An 18,652-nucleotide genomic window follows, 5' to 3' on the forward strand; every position below is an offset into this window, starting at 1 on the left:
AATAGGCATAGCTGGAAAGCTACGCCGAATAGCCGGGGCTGTCAACGCGCTGGTCGTGGCGGCGCCGTCGCGCCGGAGGGCACTCGTTCGCAGGCCCGCAAAAGCGCCGAGGGCGTCACCATGACGGTGACGCCCTCGGTCAGCGGAGGTGTGACCCTGCTTGCGGTGTCACGGCTTGCAGGTTTTGTATGCCTTGTTGAAACCGGCTTCGCTCGCCGCGTCCTGCACCGCGACGAACTCGTCGTCACCGAACCCCCACCCGGCCGGCGCGCCCGTCGAGGAGTCCATCACCCACAGGTCGCGGCCGTCGTCGCAACGGAACCCGCCGACGACCTGGATGCCGCCGGAACGGTCGAGACATCCGCGTTCAGCCTGCGCTTGCTCGATCTTCTGGCCCGGCTTGAAGAGGTCGCTGCAGGCAAGCAGGGCGGGCGCGGTCGGTGCCGACGCGGGAGGGTTGCTGCCGTCTCCGTCTTCGCCGCATCCGGTCAAAGTGAGCAGCATGGCAGCGGCGGTGGTAAGTGTGAGCTTGCGGATCATTCCGGGCACCATACAGAAATCGGACGAAGTCCGCTGGCTCTAACGGTGCGCCTCGCGACCCGAACGGCGGACCCGAATTCCCGCCCTGAAGCGGACGTCGCTGGTCGGAGCGAAGGCGCTCGGCGAGGAGGACCGTCCCACCTCTTTGCCGGTCCGCATTCTCGCCGGCCTCAGTCGAGCAGGGCGAGGAACCGGCGGAGGGCGGGGTTCGTGCTGTCGCGCGGCCAGGCCAGGGCGACGTCCACGGTGGGCGTCGGGGCGGTGAACCGGCGCAGCCGTACCTCGCGCAGCCGCAGCGCGCGGGCACGGCCGGCCGGGACGGCCGCGATCACGTCTCCCTGCGCCACCGCCCGCAGCAGTTGCTCGTCGTCCGGCTCCTGCCGGACGAGCCGGAACCCGCCGTGCGGCCACACCTGGGCGATCGTACGGTCGAACATGCCGGGGCCGTTCTCGCGCGGCCACATCACGGCTGGCAGGTCGACCACCTCGGCCCGGCTGATCCGGCGGCGGCCCGCGGCTAGGGGGTGACCGGCGGGCAGGGCCAGCAGCAACTCCTCGGTGTCGACCGTCCGGCAGACCAGCGCCGGCTCGTCGACGGGCGGGCGGACGAACGCCACGTCGAGCCGGCCGGCGAGCAGTCCGGCCACGTTCGGCGCCGTCCAGGCCGTCTCCGGGACGACCTCGATGTCCGGGTGGGCGGCCCGGAACCGGGCGACCAGCGCGTCGACCGAGCCGCCGCGCGCCGACCGCGTGTACGCGAGCCGGAGTCGGCCGCCCCGCCCGCGTACCAGGTCCCGGATGCGGGTGGCCCCCGCGTCCACGTCGGCGAGCAGCCGGACGGCCTCGTCGGCGACCCGCGCCCCCACCTCCGTCAGACGGCAGCCTCGGCTGGTGCGGTGCACGAGCGGCACGCCGAGCTGGCGTTCCAGGGCCCGGATCTGCTGGCTGAGCGCGGGCTGGGCGACGCGCAGCCGGGCGGCGGCCCGGGTGAAGTGCAACTCCTCGGCGAGCACGGCGAAGTAGCGCAGCCGCCGCAGGTCCAACCAGGCGTCCAGGGTCGGCGGGTCGGACATGGACCGATCATAAGCGCCGCTTATCGCCGGCTGTCCGATCCGTCTTGGACGGCGGCCCGGCGGGACGGCGACGATCCGAAGCCAACGGCACGAGCGAGGGAGCGGACGATGACGGCAGCGGCGGACGTGGTGGTGGTCGGGGGCGGGATCGTCGGGATGACGGCGGCGGTCACCCTTCAGCAGCGAGGGGCGCGGGTGACCGTGCTGGCCGCCGACGACCCGGCGGACACGGTGTCCACGGTGGCCGCCGCGGTCTGGTACCCAAGCCACACCGACCAGGACCCGCGGGTGCTGCGTTGGGCGCGGGAGACCCACACGGAGCTGGGCCGCCAGGCCGCGGACGGGGTGCCGGGGGTGGTCGCGCGGCCGACCCGGATGCTGCTGCGTCACCCGTACGAAGGCCCGCCCTGGTGGGCGGAGGCGTGCGGGGACCTGGTGGTGGAGCCGGCGCGACCGCCGTACACGGCGCTGCTGCGGTTCACCGCGCCGACGGTGGAGATGACGCCGTACCTGGCCTGGCTGCGGCAGCGGTTGGAGGCCGGCGGCGGGCGGGTGCTGCGCCGCCGGGTGCGCCGGCTCGCCGACGCGTTCGACACCGCGCCGACGGTCGTCAACGCGACCGGTCTGGCCGCCGGCCAGCTCGCCGCGGACCCGGCCGTGCACCCGGTACGCGGGCACTTGGTGCTGGTGGCGAACCCGGGCCTGACCGTCTCGGTGCGCGACGAGGACGACCCGGCCGGGATCACGTACGTGCACCCGCGCCGGCACGACGTGGTGCTCGGCGGCACGTACCAGCCGGGGGTGGGGCACACCGCGCCCGACCCGGGGACGGCGGCGGCGATCCGGCGCCGCTGTGTCGCGCTGGTGCCGGAGCTGGCCGACGCGCCGGTGCTCGGCGAGCGGATCGGGCTGCGGCCGGCCCGGCGCGGCGGCCCGCGGGTCGAGGTGGACCCGGACCCGGCGGGCCCGCGCGGCAGCCGGCTCGTGCACGCGTACGGCCACGGCGGGGCGGGGGTCACCCTGTCGTGGGGCTGCGCCGCCGAGGTGGCGGACCTCGCCCTGGGTGGCTGACCGGGCGTATCCGGGGGACGCTTCGCCACTACGCGGATCGGCTGTCCGTCCCGATTGGTCGGGGCGATCACGGGCCGCCGGTTCCGCCCGATCGCGGGTCCGGGCGCCATTCGACGTCGGCCCGGATCAATGGGTGGTCAACTCTTGCTCCGGGGGCCAAATGTCGGGAAAACTGGCCATGATCCTCGTGGGGGCCAGACGCGACGCGCGGTCCGTGATGTGGACAAGGAGCTGACACGTGGGCATTGGTCGGCGCACCGCGGGAGGGTCCGTGACAGTCGACAGTGTCGCCCTGCCGGCCATGGTGTTCGCGCTGCTGACCCGCGCCGCCATGGCGGGGATCGCATCCCGACGTAAACCTCCGATGTGGACGCTATCGGCCTCGGTGGAGGGTCTGGCCCCGGTCGACGGCGCCGCCGCTGCCGTGCTGCATCGCCAGACCTCGCGTTGCCTGCTGCTCGGCGCCCTGGCATACCGGGTGTGCGTCCTGCCCGTCGCCATGGGCCTGCTCGTGGCGCGCGGGGAGCCGGTGGCACTGGTCACGTTGCTGCCGGTTGCGGCCCTGCTGCTGGCCGGCAACGTCGCGGCCATCGTCACGGTCCACCGGCGGCCGACGGTGGACCTCGAACAGGTACGCGGGGCCGTGCTGGTCGACGTCGCCGTGGCCTACGGGGTGATCGTGGCGGTGAGCGCGGTCGTACCGCACACCGACGTGTTCTGGCCCTACCTGGCCGGTGCCGTGGTTCTGGTGACCGGCGCGTACGGCCTGGCCGGTGGCGTGCTCGCGGTGCTGATGTCGATGCCCGTCCAGTTGGCGACGATCGCGTTCGGCGCCGCCGCGGGCAGGGGAACCCTCGCCGGCCGGGCCGGGTGGCTCGCACTGGCGGTGGTGGTCACGTTGGCGGCGCTCGTGATCTGTGGGCTGAGCCTGCACCTGGCCATGTCGTACGGGATCCGGGCCGGTCGGGAGGCCGAGCGGGTCCGATGGCTGCGGTCGCTGCACGACACGGTGCTGCAGACCCTGGAAGCGGTCGCCCTGCACAGCGCGGCGGACGAGACCGCGTCAGCGGCGCAGCTCGCCCAGGTGCGGGCCACCGCCCGCGTCCAGGCCGCCCGGCTGCGCAGGATGCTCGACGAGCCCGGTGGCGGCAGCGACAACCCGCTCGCCGACGGGTTGGCCGAACTGGTGGAGGAACTCGCCGGACGCGGGCTGCGGGTGGAGCTGGCAGTGGCCGCCGGCGCCGGCAGTCGGATGTCCCGCCCGTACCGGGACGCCGTCCTCGGCGGGGTGCGGGAGGCCCTGGGCAACGTGGCCAAGCACGCCGGGATCGGTGACGCGGTGGTCCGCGCCGACGAGGAGAGCAGCGCCCTGGTCGTGGTGATCCGTGACCACGGCTGCGGCTTCGATGTCGCCGGCCGACACGGGTTCGGCATCCGGGAGTCGATCGTGGCCCGGCTGCGTGAGGTCGGCGGCAAGGCGACCGTGGAGTCGTGGCCCGGTCGTGGCACCCGGGTGACCCTGCGGGTGCCGGCATGATCCGGTTGGGCGGGCCCAGGCGCGGTGCCGGCACGACGGCCCGGCGCGGGCCTAGTGGCTCGCGACCCGCGCTCGGCGCGCTGGCGGGCGTCGTCGGCGCACTGGTCGGGGCGCTGCCGGTGGCCGGCGCGCCGGCCGGCTACGCGGCGCCGGCCGGCTGTGCCAACCCGGTGGGGGTGCACACCGCCGGCACCCCGTGGGCGCTGGAACTGCTCGGGCCGCGCCGGGTGTGGCCACTGAGCACGGGTGCCGGGGTGCGGACCGCGGTGCTCGGCACCGGCGTCGACGCCCGTAACGCGCAGTTTCGTCCAGGCCAGGTCGAGGATGGTCGGGACGTCCTGGCCAACCGCGATGGAGCCACCGACGACTGTGACGGCCGAGGCACGTTCGCCGCCGGCCTGATCGCCGCCCGGCCGCACGACGACACCACGTTCGCCGGGCTGGCTCCCGACGTGTCCGTGCTCCCGGTCCGCTACACCCAGAGCACCAGGCAGGGCGACGGGGCCGTAGACCCCGGCCGGCTCGCCGCCGCCATCGACTTCGCGGTCACCGCCCGCGCCCGAGTGATCTACGTGGTACTGCCGGCAACCAGGAACACCGCCCAGTTGCGGGCCGCCACCGCACGGGCGATCGCGGCCGACATCGTGGTGGTGTCGCCGGCCGCTTCCGGCGCGCGGACCCAGGGTGTGACCAGCTACCCGACCGCGCTGCCCGGGGTGCTGGCGGTCGGTGCGTTCGGGCCGGACGGCGCGGTGGCCTCCACCGAATCCGGTGACTACATCGGGGTGGCCGCCCCGGGCAGGCAACTGCTGAGCCTCTCCGCCGGAGCGGACGGCCGGCTGGGACACTCACCCACGGTCGACGATCCGGCCTACGCGGCCGCGTACGTGGCGGGCACCGCCGCGCTGCTGCGGTCCTACCGGCCAGAGCTCAGCGCCGCCGAGGTGGTGCGGCGGATCACGTCGACCGCGCACCGGACCGCGGTCGACGGGCACCACCCGCAGCTCGGCTGGGGGATGGTGGACCCGTACCGGGCGGTGGCCGCCGAGGGCGTGGAGGATCCGCGGGGAGCCGTGGGCGCGAGCGCGCAGCCCGTCGCCGCAGCCCGGGCGAACCCGGGTTCCGAGGCGAATCCGTTGGTGCTGCCCGTGGCGTCGGCGGGACTCGCGGCGGCGCTGCTGCTCGGGATCGGTACGGCCGTGGTGCGTCGAGGCCGGGCCCGCGGTTGGCGTCCCGGCGGCTGACCGGCCCCACCCGTGGTGCGCCGGTGCTACGGCACCTCGGTCGGTACGCAGCGGCTGGAGCCGCCCACCACCACGTCGCCGGTGCCGTCTCGGGAGATGTGTACGCCGAGGTGCGCCCCGTCCCGCTGGAACTGGTAGGCCACCTCGGTCGCGCCGCTGCGGTCGGTGGCTCGCCAACCGTCCGCGCTCAGCTCCGGCACCACCTCGGAGAGCAGGATCTCGACGGCACCGGGCGGGGTGGGAACCCGCAGGTTGTACTCCCAGCGCACCGACTCGCTCGGCACGCCGGCCGGCCGGAACGGGTCGCAGTCGAGCTGTTCGTCGCGGCTGACCCGGACGTCGGCGCCGAACCGCGCGGCGACCTTGTCCAGCACGGCCCGCAACGGCTCGGCGACGGCGGCCAGTGGCGCGAAGTCGATCGGCTTGGTCACGGCAACGACGGTACCGTCACCAGCGGGCCGTTGGTGAACACCTGATAGATGTTCCACCACGCGTCACTGTGGTAGGTCAGCACGTCGGAGTGCGCGGAAACGCCCTCCAGCGGTCGACCGTCGGCGTAGTTGCCGGTCTCCAGCCGGATCACGCCCGGGAACTCGTCGGGGTCGGCGCCGTGCCCCCAGTTGCCGATGTTGATGTCCCGGACCCAGGCGATCGGATCGCCGGGGGCGGTCATCGAGTACCGCTGCACATCGGGCTGGGCCGGCCGCAGGTCCTCCGGGCCGTCCACGTCGTGGCCCATGCCCGCCGACTCGATGTGCAGGATCCGGTCGGCGTCCAACCCGTGCTGCTCGGCGGTGCCGACCACCGCGCCGCCGTACGAGTGGCCGGCGAAGGTGACCTGCACGTCGTTGCCAGCCGCGGCGGAGCCGGCGATCTCGGCACGCAGCTCACGGGAGAAGTCGGCGAGCCGGGGCCCGAGGTTGTCGGCGTAGCTGGCCGACGGGGCCTGCGGGAACAGGTTGGAGGGCAGGTCGCCGTCCATCCAGACGACCATGGCCAGATCCCGGCGGGGGGCCGCGTCGACGAAGCCGACCGCACCGTCGCGGTACCGCTCGAAGTTGGACAGCTCGGAGAAGGTGCCCGGGACGAACACGGCGACGTTGCGGGTGCCGGCGTCGATGTCGCCGACCAACTCCACCATCGATCCGTCACCGGACGGGTCGAACGAGAGGATCTTGCGGTGTTCGGCGATGACGTTCTCGTACAGTTCGATGCGCGCCTGCGACCGATTGATGGTCTCGCGCAGTTGGTGGTCGGCGCCCGGGTCCCCGGTGAGCTGGGCCCGATAGGTGGCGAGGCGCTGCCGTTCGGCCGTCAACTCGGCGGCGATCGCCGAACGGTTGGCCGCGATGCGGGTGCCGAACGGGGCGGTGCCGGCGGGCGCGGCGGCCCCGGCGGCGGCCAGCGTGGTGCCACCGCCCAGATCACCCAGCAGTTGCCGGAATGCCTGGCTGACCTGGATGTCGCCCCGCCGGTAGTTGGTCACCGCGGCGGTCACCCCGGTGGCCAACCGCCGGGTCTGCGTCGCCGCCGACTCCAGCTCGGTGCTGCTGAGCTGCAGACTGTTGCCGTGTGCCTGCATGGCCCGTTGGGACTGCGGCACCAACCCGAACGCCTTGCCGTCGACGGCTTGCGCGGTGAGTTGCCCGCGGATGGTGTTCAACCGGTCGGCGCTTCCGGTGAGTTCGGCCGCCGCGGAGTCCAGCGCGGCCGGGACGGCTCGGAATCCGGTGCTGGTCACCTCCATGACCGGGCCCCCGGCTGGTCCGACTCAGGCTCCTCGCCGATCACCGCCGGCGTCACCACCGACTGCTCGCCCCACACGTCTTCGGTCTCGACCAGCCACGGCGGGATGCGCCGGCTGCCGGCGGCGTCGCCCGCCCCCATCGGGGCGAAGGGCATCGCCGGCATGAAGCCGCCGGCCATGCCCTTCGCCGCGGCCACCCCGGCGGCGGTCCCCACGGCTCCGGCGAGCCCGCTCGCCGTCGGGCCGCCGGCCTGACCAGCCAGGGACTGGTTCGCCACCGGCGACATGTCGACGCCGCCTCCGCCGCCACCGACACCACCGACACCACCGCCACCCGCACCGCCGGCGGAGATCCGGGCGCCGCCGCCGGGGGCCCGGTCGTTGGCCGTGGCCACCGGGGCGGCGTCCTTCTTCTCGTCCTTCTTCTCGCCCGTCGGCTTGGCTCCCAGCCCGGGCGGCACGGTGGTGAACCGCCCGCCGAGCGCGGCGGCGGCCGCGGCCAGACCGGCGGTGAACATCGTGCCGAACAGCGGCCGGGGTTGGGTTGCCGGCGGCGGCGGCGCCGCGTCCGGGTCGACGGGGGTCGTGGCCGGGTCGACCGGCGTCCCGGCCGGTACGGACGGCACGCCGCCACCGGGCTGCGGAACCAGCGGTGGGGCTGGCGTGACCGGCGGCGGCTCCTCGATCGGCGTGCCGGTGGCCGGTCGGGACGCCGCGCTCGGGGTGACCGGCATCGCGTCCTCGGCGGTGACGTACTCGGTGGCGAGGGTGGTCATCACCTGCACCGCCTGCTGGTGAGCCGCGTCCGAGGCGGCCTGTGCCCGCTGCTGGGCGTTGACCTCGGCGACCGCCTCGGCCTGGTGCTGGCGGAGCGTCTCGACCGTGCTGGCCGGAGTGTCCGCGGGTACGACCAGGGGCGTGGTCGCGGCGGCGATGACGGAGGGGGCGAGATCGGGTACGGCGACCGGGGCGGGCATCGACTTCTGGGCCGTCGTGAGCGCCTCTGCGGAGGAGTAGGCCAGGTCACGCACCGCGAACGCGGTGCTGGCCACCTGCCGGATACCCGAGGTCAGATCATTGATCATCAGCTTGTACTGCCGGGCGGCCCCGCCGTCCCACCACTGCTCGAACTCGCGGAGCTGGCGCTCGATGTCGCCGGCGCGCTCGTGCAGCGCGGTGCCGGCCGCTCCCCAGCCCTCGGCCGCCTCGGTCACCGACTTCGGTTCGCCGGCGTGCAGCATTCGCATGAGTTCGTGATGGCTGTACTGGCTGAAGTCGCTACGCGCGCGACCGCGTCCACGCGGCATCGTGTCAGTCCCTTCCGTGCGCCCGGAAGGACGTGGCGACGCCGATGTCGTAGTCGGCGTACCCGTCCGCGATCATGCGGGTCACGTCGTTGGCGAAGGCGATCGCCTCCCGCACGGTGTGCAGCAGTTCGTGCATCTGTTCGGCGGCGGCCCGGTGCCGCTCGGCCAGCGACGCCGCCTCGCCGAACTCGCCGAGCCGGACCGGCCGGATGCGCAACTGGCCGAGGCCGTCCGTCGGTTTGCGCATCGCCTCCAGCTGGTCCTCCAACTCACGGGCGAACGCCAGCAGCGATTCGAGGTGGACCCGGAACGACTCCTCGTGGGACATCGTCGCGCTCTCCTGTCTCGGAGCTCGGCTGAGAACGACGCCGGCGAGCGGGGCGGCGGCGTCGGGTGGAGGCGGATCCCGCCCCACCCCACGCCGCCGCTGACCGCCCCGGCTCAGGCGAAGAAGCTGGTGTTCCGGTTCTCCAGCGCCAACTGGGTGTCGTGCGCCTCGTTCACCTTGGCGGAGAACTGACCGATCACCGCGATGATGTCGGCCAGCGCCGCCCGCAGCCGCGTCTCGGACTGCTCCGCGGCCTGACCGGCGGCGCTGCCGGAGGCGTACCAGGTCTGCTTGATCGGGGCCAGGCTGCTCTGCAACTGGTCCATGTGGCCGTTCAACGCCTGGGCCTTGACCTGCAACGAGTCGGCGGCGGCCCGCAGCGCGGCGAATTCGACGTTGATCACATCGGCGGTCATCTCACATCACCCCTTTCCGGGCAGGTTAGGCGCCGGCCAGCCGGCTGAGTACGGGGCTGCCCTCGCCCACGGCGCCGGTGAGGCCCCGCAGCGAGTCGGCGGCCGCCACGTCACCGGTGTTGTAGTTGCGGAAGCTCTCGTTGACCAGGCCGGACATGGTCTGCAGTTCCCGTGACGCAACCCGCATGCTCTCCTGCAGCCGGCCTTGCAGCTGCCAGAAAGCGGTGGCCTGGTTACCGGCGTACCGGCTCAGTACCGACACGAGTTCGCTCTCCAGTTGCGCCATGCTCTGAGCCGTGTTGGTGGCGGCTTCGTCGAACCCGCTGACCGCTCGCGTCATCGCGGCGGCATCACTCTGGTATCCGGGACTGGCCACGTCGGTTCACCTCCTCTTGGCAAGGTCGCGCGCCGACTCGCGGCGCCGTACACGCTGGGGATGCTATGCATCCGTCACCCTTGGTAGTACGGCACAAGTACCCCGTCGCCTACACGGCACTATTACCCACAGGGATCCGAGGGCCAGGGCGCCGGACCCGTACATCGACCGGTCCTGATCAGGCCGGGTCGGTCTGCGCCCAGGCGAGCTGCACCAGCGACACCCCGGTCCGCCGGTCCACCAACTGCCCACGTCCGGGCGGCTGTTTGCTGGGCTTGACGTCGGCCAGCAGCGCGCCCTCGTCGCGGGACCCGGAGAGCAGCAGGCCCGGTGTGCCCAGGTCGCGCAGCCGCTGCACGACCGGCTCGAACAGGCTTCGGCTGGCGCCGCCGGACCGGCGGGTGAGCACCAGATGCAGGCCGACGTCCTTGGCCTGGGGCAGGAAGTCCAGCAGGGGCGCGAGTGGGTTGCGGCTCGGTGACACCACCAGGTCGTAGTCGTCGACGAGGACGAACAGCTCGGGACCGTTCCACCAGCTGCGGTCGCGCAACTCGGTGGCGGTCACCTCCGGACCGGGCAGGCGTCGCCGCAGTCCCTCGGCGGCCTCGGCGACGAGCTGCGCGAGCACCGGCTCGCTGCCGGCGTAGCCGAGCAGGTGCGGGCCGGTGAGCGCGTCCACCAGCCCGCGCCGGTAGTCGGCGACGATGACCGCGGCCTCGGCCACCGAGTAGCGGGCCGCGATCTGCTGGGCGAGCACCCGCAGCAGCCCGGTCTTGCCGGACTCCACGTCGCCGAAGGCGAGGAAGTGCGGGTCGGCGTCGAAGTCCAGGTAGGCCGGTTTCAGGTCCGCCTCGGCCAGCCCGATCGGGATCCGCCGGTCCCCGGGGACCGGGCCGGGCAGGTCGGTGGCCGGCACCAGCCGGGGCAGCAACCGCACCTGGGGAGCGCGTGGGCCGTGCCAGCTCGCTTCCACCTGCTTGACCAGGTTGCTCGCGCCGTCGGGCAGGTCGCTGACCGTGGTGCGGCCGTCGATGCGCGGCAGCCCGCCGAGGAAGTGCAGCTTGTCGGCGGTGAGCCCGCGTCCCGGGGCGCCCTTCGGCACGTCGGCCGCGGCCCGCCGGTCGTACGCCGAGTCGGCGGGGTCGCCGAGGCGCAGCTCGACGTGGGTGCCGATCAGGTCGCGCAGGGCCGGTCGGATCTCCATCGCCCGGTTGGCCGACAGCACGACGTGCAGGCCGAACCCGAGGCCGCGGGCGGCGAGCGTGGTGACCGACTCGTCCAGCGGCTCGAACTCCTGGCGCAGGGTCATCCAGCCGTCGACGACGAGGAACACGTCGCCGAACGTTCGTCCGTCCGGGCTGGGCGGTGGGCGGCGCCGGAAGTCGGAGATCGAGTCGATGCCGTGCGCGGCGAACGACTGCTCCCGCTCGGCCAGCAGGCCGGTCAGCTCGGCGACGATCCGGCGGACCCGTTCGGCGTCCATCCGGTTGGCGTAGCCGCTGACATGCGGCAGGCCGGAGAGGGTGGCCAGGCCACCGCCACCGAAGTCGAGCAGGAAGAACTGCACCTCGGTGGGGGTGTGGGTGAGTGCCAGCGCGCTCACCAGCGTACGCAGCAGGGTGCTCTTGCCGCTCTGCGGTGCGCCGAGCACGAGCGCGTGCCCGGCCGCCCCGGACAGCTCCGCCCACAACAGGTCCCGGCGTTGCTCGAACGGCTTGTCCACGATGGCCAGCGGCACGGTGAGCTGCCCGTTGCCGGCCCAGCCCACCGGGGTCAGACCGCGCTGCGGGTCGATGCCCAGCGGCGGCAGCAGTTGGTCCAGGGCGGGCGGTTCGGCCAGCGGTGGCAGCCAGATCTGGTGCGCGGCGGGCCCGTTGCCGAGCAGCCGGCCGATCATGGCGCTCAGCACGGTCTCGCCCTTGGTCGCCGCGGTGTCGGGGCCGTTCGCCGGCGCCGGTGCGGGTACCGCCTCGGCCGGCGCCAGCGGGGCGAGCCCGAACGGCAGCACCCGCCGCTCGTACGGGATCTCCTCGGACTCGGCGGCCACCTGCTCGGGCGGCAGTTCGCCGGAGACGTACGCGGCCTTGAACCGTTGCAGGGTGGTGGTGTCCCACTTCAGGTACGCCGACCCGGGCACCGGCGGCAGCTCGTACGCGTCGGACACCCCGAGCACCGCCCGGCTCTCCGCCGCGGAGAAGGTGCGCAGACCGATCCGGTAGCTCAGGTGGCTGTCCAGGCCGCGCAGCCGCCCCTCCTCGAGTCGTTGCGAGGCGAGCATCAGGTGTACGCCGAGGCTGCGGCCGAGGCGACCGATCATCACGAACAGGTCGATGAACTCGGGCCGGCTGGAGAGCAGTTCGCTGAACTCGTCGATGATCACCAGCAGCGAGGGCAGCGGTTGCAGCGGTGTGCCCTCGGCCCGGGCCCGCTCGTAGTCGCGTACCGACGCGTAGTTCCCGGCGGCCCGCAGCAGTTCCTGGCGGCGGACCAGCTCGCCGCGGAGCGCGTCGGCCATCCGGTCGACCAGGGTCAGGTCGGCCGCGAGGTTGGTGATCACCGCGCAGGTGTGCGGCAGGCCGGTCATGCCGGCGAAGGTGGCGCCGCCCTTGAAGTCGATCAGGGCCAGGTTGAGCGTCTCCGAGGAGTGGGTGGCGGCGAGCCCGGTGACCAGGGTGCGCAGCAGTTCGCTCTTGCCGGACCCGGTGGCCCCGATGACCAGCCCGTGCGGGCCCATGCCCCCTTCGGCCGACTCCTTGAGGTCCAGGTCGACCGGGCGCCCGTCGGGATCCACCCCGATCGGGATGCGCAGCCGGTCCCGGGCCGGCCGGGGGCGCCAGGTGACTTTCGGGTCGAGCCGGCGGGGGTCGCCGATGCCGAGCAGGTCGGCCAGGCCGAAGGTGGTGGACAGCGGCTGCTCGCTGGCAGTGGGTGTGCCGGTGTGCAACGCGGTGAGCTGCCGGGCGATCACCTCGGCGCCGGCGACGCTGAGCCGGTCGGGCACGCCGACCAGGGAGACGCCGTCCGGGGTGCGCATGCCGAGCCGACCCTCGGCGATCACCAGATCGAGCGCGTCGGCGCCACCGCCCGACCCGCCGCCGATCTCCAGGATGGTGGTGCCGGCCAGGCCGTCGGGTGGGGCGAGCCCGGCATCGGGCAGCGTGCCGGCTCCGTCGAGCACGATCAGCAGGTGCGGCGCTTCGGGCCGGGCACCCGGTCTGAACGGGCCGCGGGCCGCCGGATCGGCCGGATCGTCGGCCAGCAGCGCGGCCAACTCACTGAGGGTGGGGGCGACCAACCGGGTCGGCCCACTCGCGTCGGCCCGACCCGGATGCACCGCGTGGGGCAGCCACTTCAGCCAGTCCCAGCCGTCCTGCCGGTCCGGCCCGGCGCAGGCGGCGACGCGCAGGTTGTCCGGGGAGTGGAAGGTGACCAGGTGGGCCAGCAGGGCTCGGGCGAGGGCCAGGATCTCGGGGCGGTCGCCGGCCAGGCTGACCCGCTGGAACGAGCGCAGGGACACCGCCACCGGCAGCCCTCCGACGGTCGCGTAGGTGCGGATGAAGTGCCGCAGCGAGGTGGACGCCACCGGATCGAGGTCCTCCAGCGGGGCGGTCTGCGGCGCCCGCAGCGCGGTGGCCAGCCGCTGCGGTCCGGTGCCGACCCGGACCCGGCCGAAGTCGGGATCGGTGCGGGCCCGCTCCCAGAGCCGCTCGGTGCCGGCGAACGACCACAGGTCGGCCGGGTCGGGCAGCGCCGCCAGGGCCGCCTCCCGTTGGCGGACCGCCACCTCACGGACCTGGCCGCGCAGGCCGCCGAGGTACCGCAGGTAGTCGCGTCGCTCGTCGTTGATCTGCGCCTTCTTCGATGCGCCACCGCGCGACAGGCTCATTATCAGCATGCCGGCCATGGCGCTGATGTACAGGGCGCCGAAGATCCAGGTCATCGCCCCGCCGGACCGCCCGATGTAGACGAACGACATGGCGCCCATGCCGAGCATCATCGGCAGCATGAACATCAGCTGCATGCCGGCCTGGCTGGACCCGCGGGGCAGGGCGGGCGGGGACTGCAGCATGATCTCGCCGCGTGGTGGTTCGGGCAGTACAGCCCGGCGGCGGAAGGTGTCGGCGGACATCCGGCGGTGCCTCCTCGGCCCGAAGAAATCGGAACCCGTGGTCACTTTGACAGAGCAGATCGTGGGTAGTTTTGCCGTTTAAGGGCTCGCGCGCACCAACCTACGATGACCCGCAACCATCCGGGAACCGCCTCAGCACGGTCGAGTTGCCCGGCCCGGCGTGGACGATCTGGCGGGAAGGTGCGAACGATGACGACAGGCTCGTCGTACAACGTGCGGCCGGATGCCGTACGTGGAGTGGTCGGCAACGTCGTCGGCATTCTGCTCCAGGCGTACAGCACGGTGATGGAGTTGGAGCGGCTCACCATCGCGCCGACGTCGTTCGCGAAGCTGGGCTCCCCGGTCGCGTCGGCGAACATCGCGATGCAGGGGCAGGTCGTCGGCACCATGCGGACGCTGCTGCAACTGCTGCAGGAGATCAACGACCTGGTGCACCGCAGCGCCAACGACTACGACGAGGCGGACCGGGCGGTCGCCGCCGCGCTGGGCGGGGCACCCAACGGCACCGGTGCGGCGCCCAGCGCCGCCCTCGCCGGCTACGCGATCAACGACAGCGCGGGCGCGGCCGGGGAGCCCGGTTCGGTCGGCAACATACTGGACTACCTGGGCCGGGCGGGGCTCGGTGAGCTGTCGGCCCGGCCCCTGACCGAGGTCACCTTCCGCGACGCGCGGGACTTCGCCGACTGGCTCGACCGCAGCCCGGCCAACCAGGAACGGGTCGGCCTGTTGGCGGTCTACTCGGGCAGCGGGCGGGACGTCTCCGGCCTGGTGCACCCCGGCGACGTGGTGGTCGTGCAGCCCGTCGCCGGTGACGGTGGCCCGGTGATCGGTGTCGCCGGCGCGGGCGGCCAGCTCTACAACCACGGAGCGGTCGGCTCGGCGGCGGAGTTCGGACGCGTCCGGGTCTACCGCCCGATGACGGATGCGACCTCGCTGTGGTGAGCCCCGACGACCTGAAGCCGAGAGAGGTGCGTCGTGTTTGACATCCCCAACTCGGGCGCGATGGACGCCGCCGCCGGCGGTCGCGGGCCCGGCACCGTCGCGCTGCCCACGATCGTGGGCGGTAACCCGCAGGCGATCCTTGCCCACGCCGCGGCGTTGACCGCGCGGGTGGCCCGGCTGGTCACACTGTTGGCCGACCTGGAGCGGGCCCGCGAGCAACTGCGTGAGGTGTGGTCCGCCGGCTCGGCGAGCGACTCCGTGGTGCAGAAGCTGAACAAGTCCTTCGCCAGCTTCCAGCAGATCATCGAGACCGTGTACGCCGGCGTTCGGGAACTCGAGGGGGCCGCGGCGCAGCTGACCACCGCGCAGTCGGCCTACCGGGCGGTGGTCGGCGCGGTCAACCCGACGGTGGCCGCGCTGATGTCCAATCCGTACACCCAGGCGGCCGGCCGGGCCCTGGCGGTCAGCACCACCGGGATCCTCAAGGCGTTCCTCACCGGTATCGGCGGCATCCTCACCGCCATCGGGGTGACCAACCTCGGCCAGATCCTGACCGGTCTGGCCACCATCGTCGGGCAGGTCGAGCAGTTGTTCTCGAAGAACAACGACGGCGGGGCGGCGCCCGCTCCGGCGCTGCCGGCCGGGAGCGCGGGCAACCCCGTCCTCGCGCCGCCGCCGATGGCCAGCGTCGCCACCGGCGCGGGGCAGGCGGTGTTGGGCGGCGGCTACGGCGGCTACGGCATGCCGTCGTTCACCGGCGCGGGCTACCCGGCCGGTGGTTCGATGAGCAGCTACGTACCGTCGGCGCTCGGCACCGACCAGTGGGTGGCGGTCCAACCCGGTCAGTCCACGCTCCCCTCCGGGGGTACGCCGGTGACGATGACGCCCACCGGCCCGGTGCAGACCCTGCCGATCCCACCGGCCGCGTCGGGTGGCGAGTCGCCGCCGTCCGCCCCGTCCGGGCCCACCGACGACGGCGACGACGACGTGACGATCACGGCCAGCAAGGGTGACATGACGCTGACCGTCGAGGTGCCGGTGGATACCGGCCGCGCCTTCGACATCGAGGTCAGCGCCAGCTCCGGTGGGCAGACCGTCAACGCCGACATCAGCGTCGGCGCCGACGGCTCGGTCAAGGTGGACTGACCGGTGACCGGCGTCTCTCCCGTCCTCGTCGGACACACCGTCAACCTGTCGGGCGCGCTGTCCTGGCTGCTCTCCCGGTACGCCACGGTGCTCGACGAATACCGCCGGCAGATGACCGGCGACCCGGCCGGGCTGCGGGCCGTAGCCCACTCCTATCTGGCGATCGCCGACCAGGCGGCGGGCGTCTGCGGCGAGCTGACCCGGCGCCGGACCGGGCTCTCGGCGCACTGGCACGGCTCCGCGTACGACGCGTTCGGCGCCGCCGCCGGCCGGGTCACCATCGGGCTGGACGGCGCCGAGGCGCGGCTGCGCCGGCACGCCGCCGGGCTGGAACGCGCAGCCGGCGGACTGGAGGCCGCCGCGAGCACCGCCGACACGGTCATCGCCCGGTTCCGGGCCAACGCCCAGCTCCTGGTGGCCGCCGCCGGGGCGGTGCCGAGCAGCCAGGTCTCCGCTCTGCTCGGGCAGGCCCGGCACGTCGGCGAGCAGGCGTTGAGCGCGATGCGCGGGGTGTGGGACCGGCTTGGTGTGGTGCTGGCGCAGGTCGCCACCGAGCTCGGCGGGCCGCACCCGGTGGGCGCCGCCGGTCCGGCCGCCGCGGCCGGCGCCGACGGACGTCACGTGGCAGAGACGGTGCGGGCCGCGCTCGCCGGAGACGTCTCGCCGGCGCAGTTCCGCCAGAGCATGGCGCAACTCGCCGTGATCACCGACCGGGTACGCAACGGCCAGCCACCGTCCGCCGCGGACAAGGCATTCCTGACCTCGTTCTACGGCGCGCTCGGCGACCGGGTGTTCGACCTGCCGGGCTACGTCAACGCCACCGAGCACCGCTACCAGACCAGCCTGTTCGGCATCTTCGGCGAGACGGCCCCGGGCTTCGCCCCCGCCGATCGGCAGGCGATGCTGCGGACCGTCGGCAACGGCATCCTGACCCTGTCGCAGGACCCGGCCGACCTGCCTGCCGCGATCCGCGACCTCGTGCACGCCCGGGCGACCACCGAGACGAACATCGGCACCACCTCGTTCGGCTTCACGCACGAGGTGCCGGCGACGCCGGGCCGCGCGCCGCTGACCGGGGCGCTCGGCGAGACGGTCTACACCAACCGGCTGGACGTGCCCCGCTATGCCCAGTGGGAGGCGCTGTCCCAGCTGACCGGCGCGGCCGACCGGGATCTCGTCGCCGGAGCCGACTATTCCGCCGCGGTGACCCGTCGGGTCGGTGAGATTGCCGACGTGACCCAGCGACTCGACGACCTTTCCCGGCACAGCCCCGACCAGCCCGGGTACTACGTGTCGACCGACGACGCGGTGCTCTGGGACAAGCCCCGGGTGGATGCGACGATGACCACGCTGCTCGACGTGTCCACCCGGAACCACGTCGCCGACGCGGCGCTGGCCAGCGACGGCGAGACACTGCGCCGACTGGCCGGCTTCGGGTGGGCGGACGACGGCGTCACCGCGGGCCGGGTCGTCGACTGGATCGGTGCCGGAACCGCCGATCCCGCCGAGCGCGACCTGGCCCGCGGTGCGTACGTCAACCTCGCCCAGACGATGACCGACCCGGCGTCGTACCCGCAGACGTTGACCGCGATGCGGGAGAACCCGCACTTCGCCGAGGCGATCGCCCGGGCCACCGTGCCGAACATGGATCTGTACGCCCAGCCGCTCGACGGGTTGGACACCGATCCGGCGGCGCAGCGCCTGGGCAGCACCGACGCCCGGCACATGCTGATGCTCGGTCAGGTCACCCAGGACGGCCGGGACGAGATCAGCGCGGCCGCCGACCTGTACCAGGAGTACCTGCTGCGCCAGGCCGACGCCGGCACGATCCCGATGGAACAGGCGGGCCGGTACGCGGGCAACGTGGACGGCCTGACCAACGCCGCGGCCGCCAACGCGATCTGGTACGCCAACGTGCAGGACGCCGAGCAGGCCACCCGTACGGCGCAGGAGGCGTACGCCCGGCAGGTGGCGATCGCCAACGCGGTCAAGGACGTGGTCGGCTTCGGCGTCGGCAAGCTGCCGGAGGTCGGCGACTTCGCCGGCTTCGCCTTCGGGCAGGCGGCCAACGTCGTCACCGGTGCCCTGCAGGCGCCCGCCCCGGTGCATCCGCAGAGCCTGCCCACCGACGTGTTCCACCACCCGCAGTTCACCGGCAACGGGACCGTGTACACGGCGGCCGGCGACCTCGCCAGTTTCGAGCTGCGCAACGGCGGATCGGCCCCGACCGTACCGGTTGGCGCGCTGCACGGCGCGGCCGCCGAGGAGGCCGTACGGTGGGCCCGGGCCGACCCGGGCCGGGCCGACTACATGGACGCCTACACCACCGCCGCGCAGTACGTATATCTCGCAAACCTTGCGACTCATACCCGTGAGTCGATCCAATACGACGTGCAGGGGCGGCGGCCGTAGTCCACTGGCGGGCTACGACGCCAGCGGGTAGCGGTGACACCGGAGGGAAGACGAAGATGGAACCGGCGATCGAGGATCTGCTCGCCCAGGTACGTGAGCAGCAACAGCGGATCGAGGAGATCCAGCGCTCGGTGGCGAGCATGGAGCTGACCGCCTACGCCGGCAACGGTGACGTCACCGTGAAGCTCAAGGGCGACGGCCGGTTCACCGAGGTGACCATCGACCCGCAGGTGCTGCGTCGCTACGACGCGCACACCCTCGGCCAACTCGTGCTGGAGGCGGTGAACGACGGCCTGGCCAAGCTGGCGGCGGCCAACGAGGCGAGGTACGCCCCGCTGCTCGGCGAGGCGCAGCAGTGACCACTGCGGTCGCCCCTCGACGGGT

At 73.2% G+C, this 18,652-nt stretch carries 16 protein-coding genes; 7 read left to right on the forward strand and 9 right to left on the reverse strand.

Annotated features, from left to right (window positions below; translation table 11 throughout):
• Positions 1 to 168 precede the first annotated feature (168 nt).
• Together ACFY23_RS12105 and ACFY23_RS12110 are read right to left on the reverse strand one after the other, a co-directional pair.
• The gene (locus tag ACFY23_RS12105) at positions 169 to 540 is read right to left on the reverse strand and encodes a hypothetical protein (protein ID WP_350678844.1); all 372 of its coding nucleotides are present in this window, start codon (positions 538 to 540) and stop codon (positions 169 to 171) included.
• Between the two features lie 170 nt (positions 541 to 710).
• Positions 711 to 1,613: a LysR substrate-binding domain-containing protein gene (locus ACFY23_RS12110; protein ID WP_350678842.1), complete on the reverse strand. Its 903-nt coding sequence runs from the start codon at positions 1,611 to 1,613 to the stop codon at positions 711 to 713.
• 108 nt (positions 1,614 to 1,721) lie between these two features.
• On the opposite strand from ACFY23_RS12110, the gene ACFY23_RS12115 reads away from it, so the two are divergent.
• The 3 genes from ACFY23_RS12115 to ACFY23_RS12125 all read left to right on the forward strand — a co-directional run bounded on the left by ACFY23_RS12115 (position 1,722) and on the right by ACFY23_RS12125 (position 5,465).
• On the forward strand, positions 1,722 to 2,684 hold the full coding sequence (locus ACFY23_RS12115) for an FAD-dependent oxidoreductase (RefSeq protein WP_350678840.1): 963 nt from the start codon (positions 1,722 to 1,724) through the stop codon (positions 2,682 to 2,684).
• Positions 2,685 to 2,955: 271 nt separating this feature from the next.
• Positions 2,956 to 4,221, forward strand: a complete 1,266-nt coding sequence (locus ACFY23_RS12120; RefSeq protein ID WP_350678838.1) for an ATP-binding protein — start codon at positions 2,956 to 2,958, stop codon at positions 4,219 to 4,221.
• Complete coding sequence (locus tag ACFY23_RS12125; RefSeq protein ID WP_350678836.1) at positions 4,218 to 5,465, forward strand: S8 family serine peptidase; 1,248 nt, start codon at positions 4,218 to 4,220, stop codon at positions 5,463 to 5,465. The genes ACFY23_RS12120 and ACFY23_RS12125 overlap by 4 nt, the downstream gene beginning before the upstream one ends.
• Before the next feature lie 26 nt (positions 5,466 to 5,491).
• Here ACFY23_RS12125 and ACFY23_RS12130 read toward each other — a convergent pair whose 3' ends face one another.
• The 7 genes from ACFY23_RS12130 to eccCa all read right to left on the reverse strand — a co-directional run bounded on the left by ACFY23_RS12130 (position 5,492) and on the right by eccCa (position 13,768).
• Complete coding sequence (locus ACFY23_RS12130) at positions 5,492 to 5,896, reverse strand: hypothetical protein (protein WP_350678834.1); 405 nt, start codon at positions 5,894 to 5,896, stop codon at positions 5,492 to 5,494.
• Positions 5,893 to 7,206 carry an alpha/beta hydrolase gene (locus tag ACFY23_RS12135; protein WP_350678832.1) on the reverse strand — a complete coding sequence of 438 codons (1,314 nt, stop codon included), beginning with the start codon at positions 7,204 to 7,206 and terminating at the stop codon, positions 5,893 to 5,895. Before ACFY23_RS12135 ends, ACFY23_RS12130 begins: the two co-directional genes overlap by 4 nt.
• Positions 7,203 to 8,459, reverse strand: a complete 1,257-nt coding sequence (locus ACFY23_RS12140) for a WXG100 family type VII secretion target (RefSeq protein WP_350678830.1) — start codon at positions 8,457 to 8,459, stop codon at positions 7,203 to 7,205. The genes ACFY23_RS12135 and ACFY23_RS12140 overlap by 4 nt, the downstream gene beginning before the upstream one ends.
• A gap of 64 nt (positions 8,460 to 8,523) precedes the next feature.
• Entirely contained in the window at positions 8,524 to 8,847 is a 324-nt protein-coding gene (locus ACFY23_RS12145) for a hypothetical protein (protein WP_350678828.1), read from the reverse strand.
• A 113-nt stretch (positions 8,848 to 8,960) separates the two neighbouring features.
• Positions 8,961 to 9,263 (reverse strand): WXG100 family type VII secretion target, encoded by a 303-nt coding sequence (locus ACFY23_RS12150; RefSeq protein WP_350678826.1) that lies wholly within the window; start codon positions 9,261 to 9,263, stop codon positions 8,961 to 8,963.
• A gap of 25 nt (positions 9,264 to 9,288) precedes the next feature.
• Entirely contained in the window at positions 9,289 to 9,639 is a 351-nt protein-coding gene (locus tag ACFY23_RS12155) for a hypothetical protein (protein WP_350678824.1), read from the reverse strand.
• A 178-nt stretch (positions 9,640 to 9,817) separates the two neighbouring features.
• Positions 9,818 to 13,768, reverse strand: coding sequence for a type VII secretion protein EccCa (eccCa, locus tag ACFY23_RS12160; RefSeq protein ID WP_350678822.1), 3,951 nt, complete (start codon positions 13,766 to 13,768; stop codon positions 9,818 to 9,820).
• Between the two features lie 189 nt (positions 13,769 to 13,957).
• On the opposite strand from eccCa, the gene ACFY23_RS12165 reads away from it, so the two are divergent.
• The 4 genes from ACFY23_RS12165 to ACFY23_RS12180 are packed head-to-tail and all read left to right on the forward strand — an operon-like array spanning position 13,958 to position 18,627.
• Complete coding sequence (locus tag ACFY23_RS12165; protein WP_350678820.1) at positions 13,958 to 14,710, forward strand: WXG100 family type VII secretion target; 753 nt, start codon at positions 13,958 to 13,960, stop codon at positions 14,708 to 14,710.
• Between the two features lie 33 nt (positions 14,711 to 14,743).
• Entirely contained in the window at positions 14,744 to 15,856 is a 1,113-nt protein-coding gene (locus ACFY23_RS12170) for a WXG100 family type VII secretion target (RefSeq protein WP_350678818.1), read from the forward strand.
• A 3-nt stretch (positions 15,857 to 15,859) separates the two neighbouring features.
• Complete coding sequence (locus tag ACFY23_RS12175) at positions 15,860 to 18,268, forward strand: hypothetical protein (protein ID WP_350678816.1); 2,409 nt, start codon at positions 15,860 to 15,862, stop codon at positions 18,266 to 18,268.
• Positions 18,269 to 18,324: 56 nt separating this feature from the next.
• Positions 18,325 to 18,627, forward strand: a complete 303-nt coding sequence (locus ACFY23_RS12180; protein WP_350678814.1) for a YbaB/EbfC family nucleoid-associated protein — start codon at positions 18,325 to 18,327, stop codon at positions 18,625 to 18,627.
• The last annotated feature ends 25 nt before the right edge of the window (positions 18,628 to 18,652 follow it).

The sequence above is a fragment of the Micromonospora sp. NPDC000121 genome (assembly GCF_042899165.1).
GTDB lineage: Bacteria > Actinomycetota > Actinomycetes > Mycobacteriales > Micromonosporaceae > Micromonospora.

Excerpts from the sequence above, each read along its gene's own strand:
- ACFY23_RS12105 (WP_350678844.1), bottom strand. The coding sequence starts at position 540 with ATGATCCGCAAGCTCACACTTACCACCGCCGCTGCCATGCTGCTCACT.
- ACFY23_RS12110 (WP_350678842.1), bottom strand. The coding sequence starts at position 1,613 with ATGTCCGACCCGCCGACCCTGGACGCCTGGTTGGACCTGCGGCGGCTG.
- ACFY23_RS12115 (WP_350678840.1), top strand. The coding sequence starts at position 1,722 with ATGACGGCAGCGGCGGACGTGGTGGTGGTCGGGGGCGGGATCGTCGGG.
- ACFY23_RS12125 (WP_350678836.1), top strand. The coding sequence starts at position 4,218 with ATGATCCGGTTGGGCGGGCCCAGGCGCGGTGCCGGCACGACGGCCCGG.
- ACFY23_RS12140 (WP_350678830.1), bottom strand. The coding sequence starts at position 8,459 with ATGCGAATGCTGCACGCCGGCGAACCGAAGTCGGTGACCGAGGCGGCC.
- ACFY23_RS12145 (WP_350678828.1), bottom strand. The coding sequence starts at position 8,847 with ATGTCCCACGAGGAGTCGTTCCGGGTCCACCTCGAATCGCTGCTGGCG.
- ACFY23_RS12150 (WP_350678826.1), bottom strand. The coding sequence starts at position 9,263 with ATGACCGCCGATGTGATCAACGTCGAATTCGCCGCGCTGCGGGCCGCC.
- eccCa (WP_350678822.1), bottom strand. The coding sequence starts at position 13,768 with ATGTCCGCCGACACCTTCCGCCGCCGGGCTGTACTGCCCGAACCACCA.
- ACFY23_RS12165 (WP_350678820.1), top strand. The coding sequence starts at position 13,958 with ATGACGACAGGCTCGTCGTACAACGTGCGGCCGGATGCCGTACGTGGA.
- ACFY23_RS12180 (WP_350678814.1), top strand. The coding sequence starts at position 18,325 with ATGGAACCGGCGATCGAGGATCTGCTCGCCCAGGTACGTGAGCAGCAA.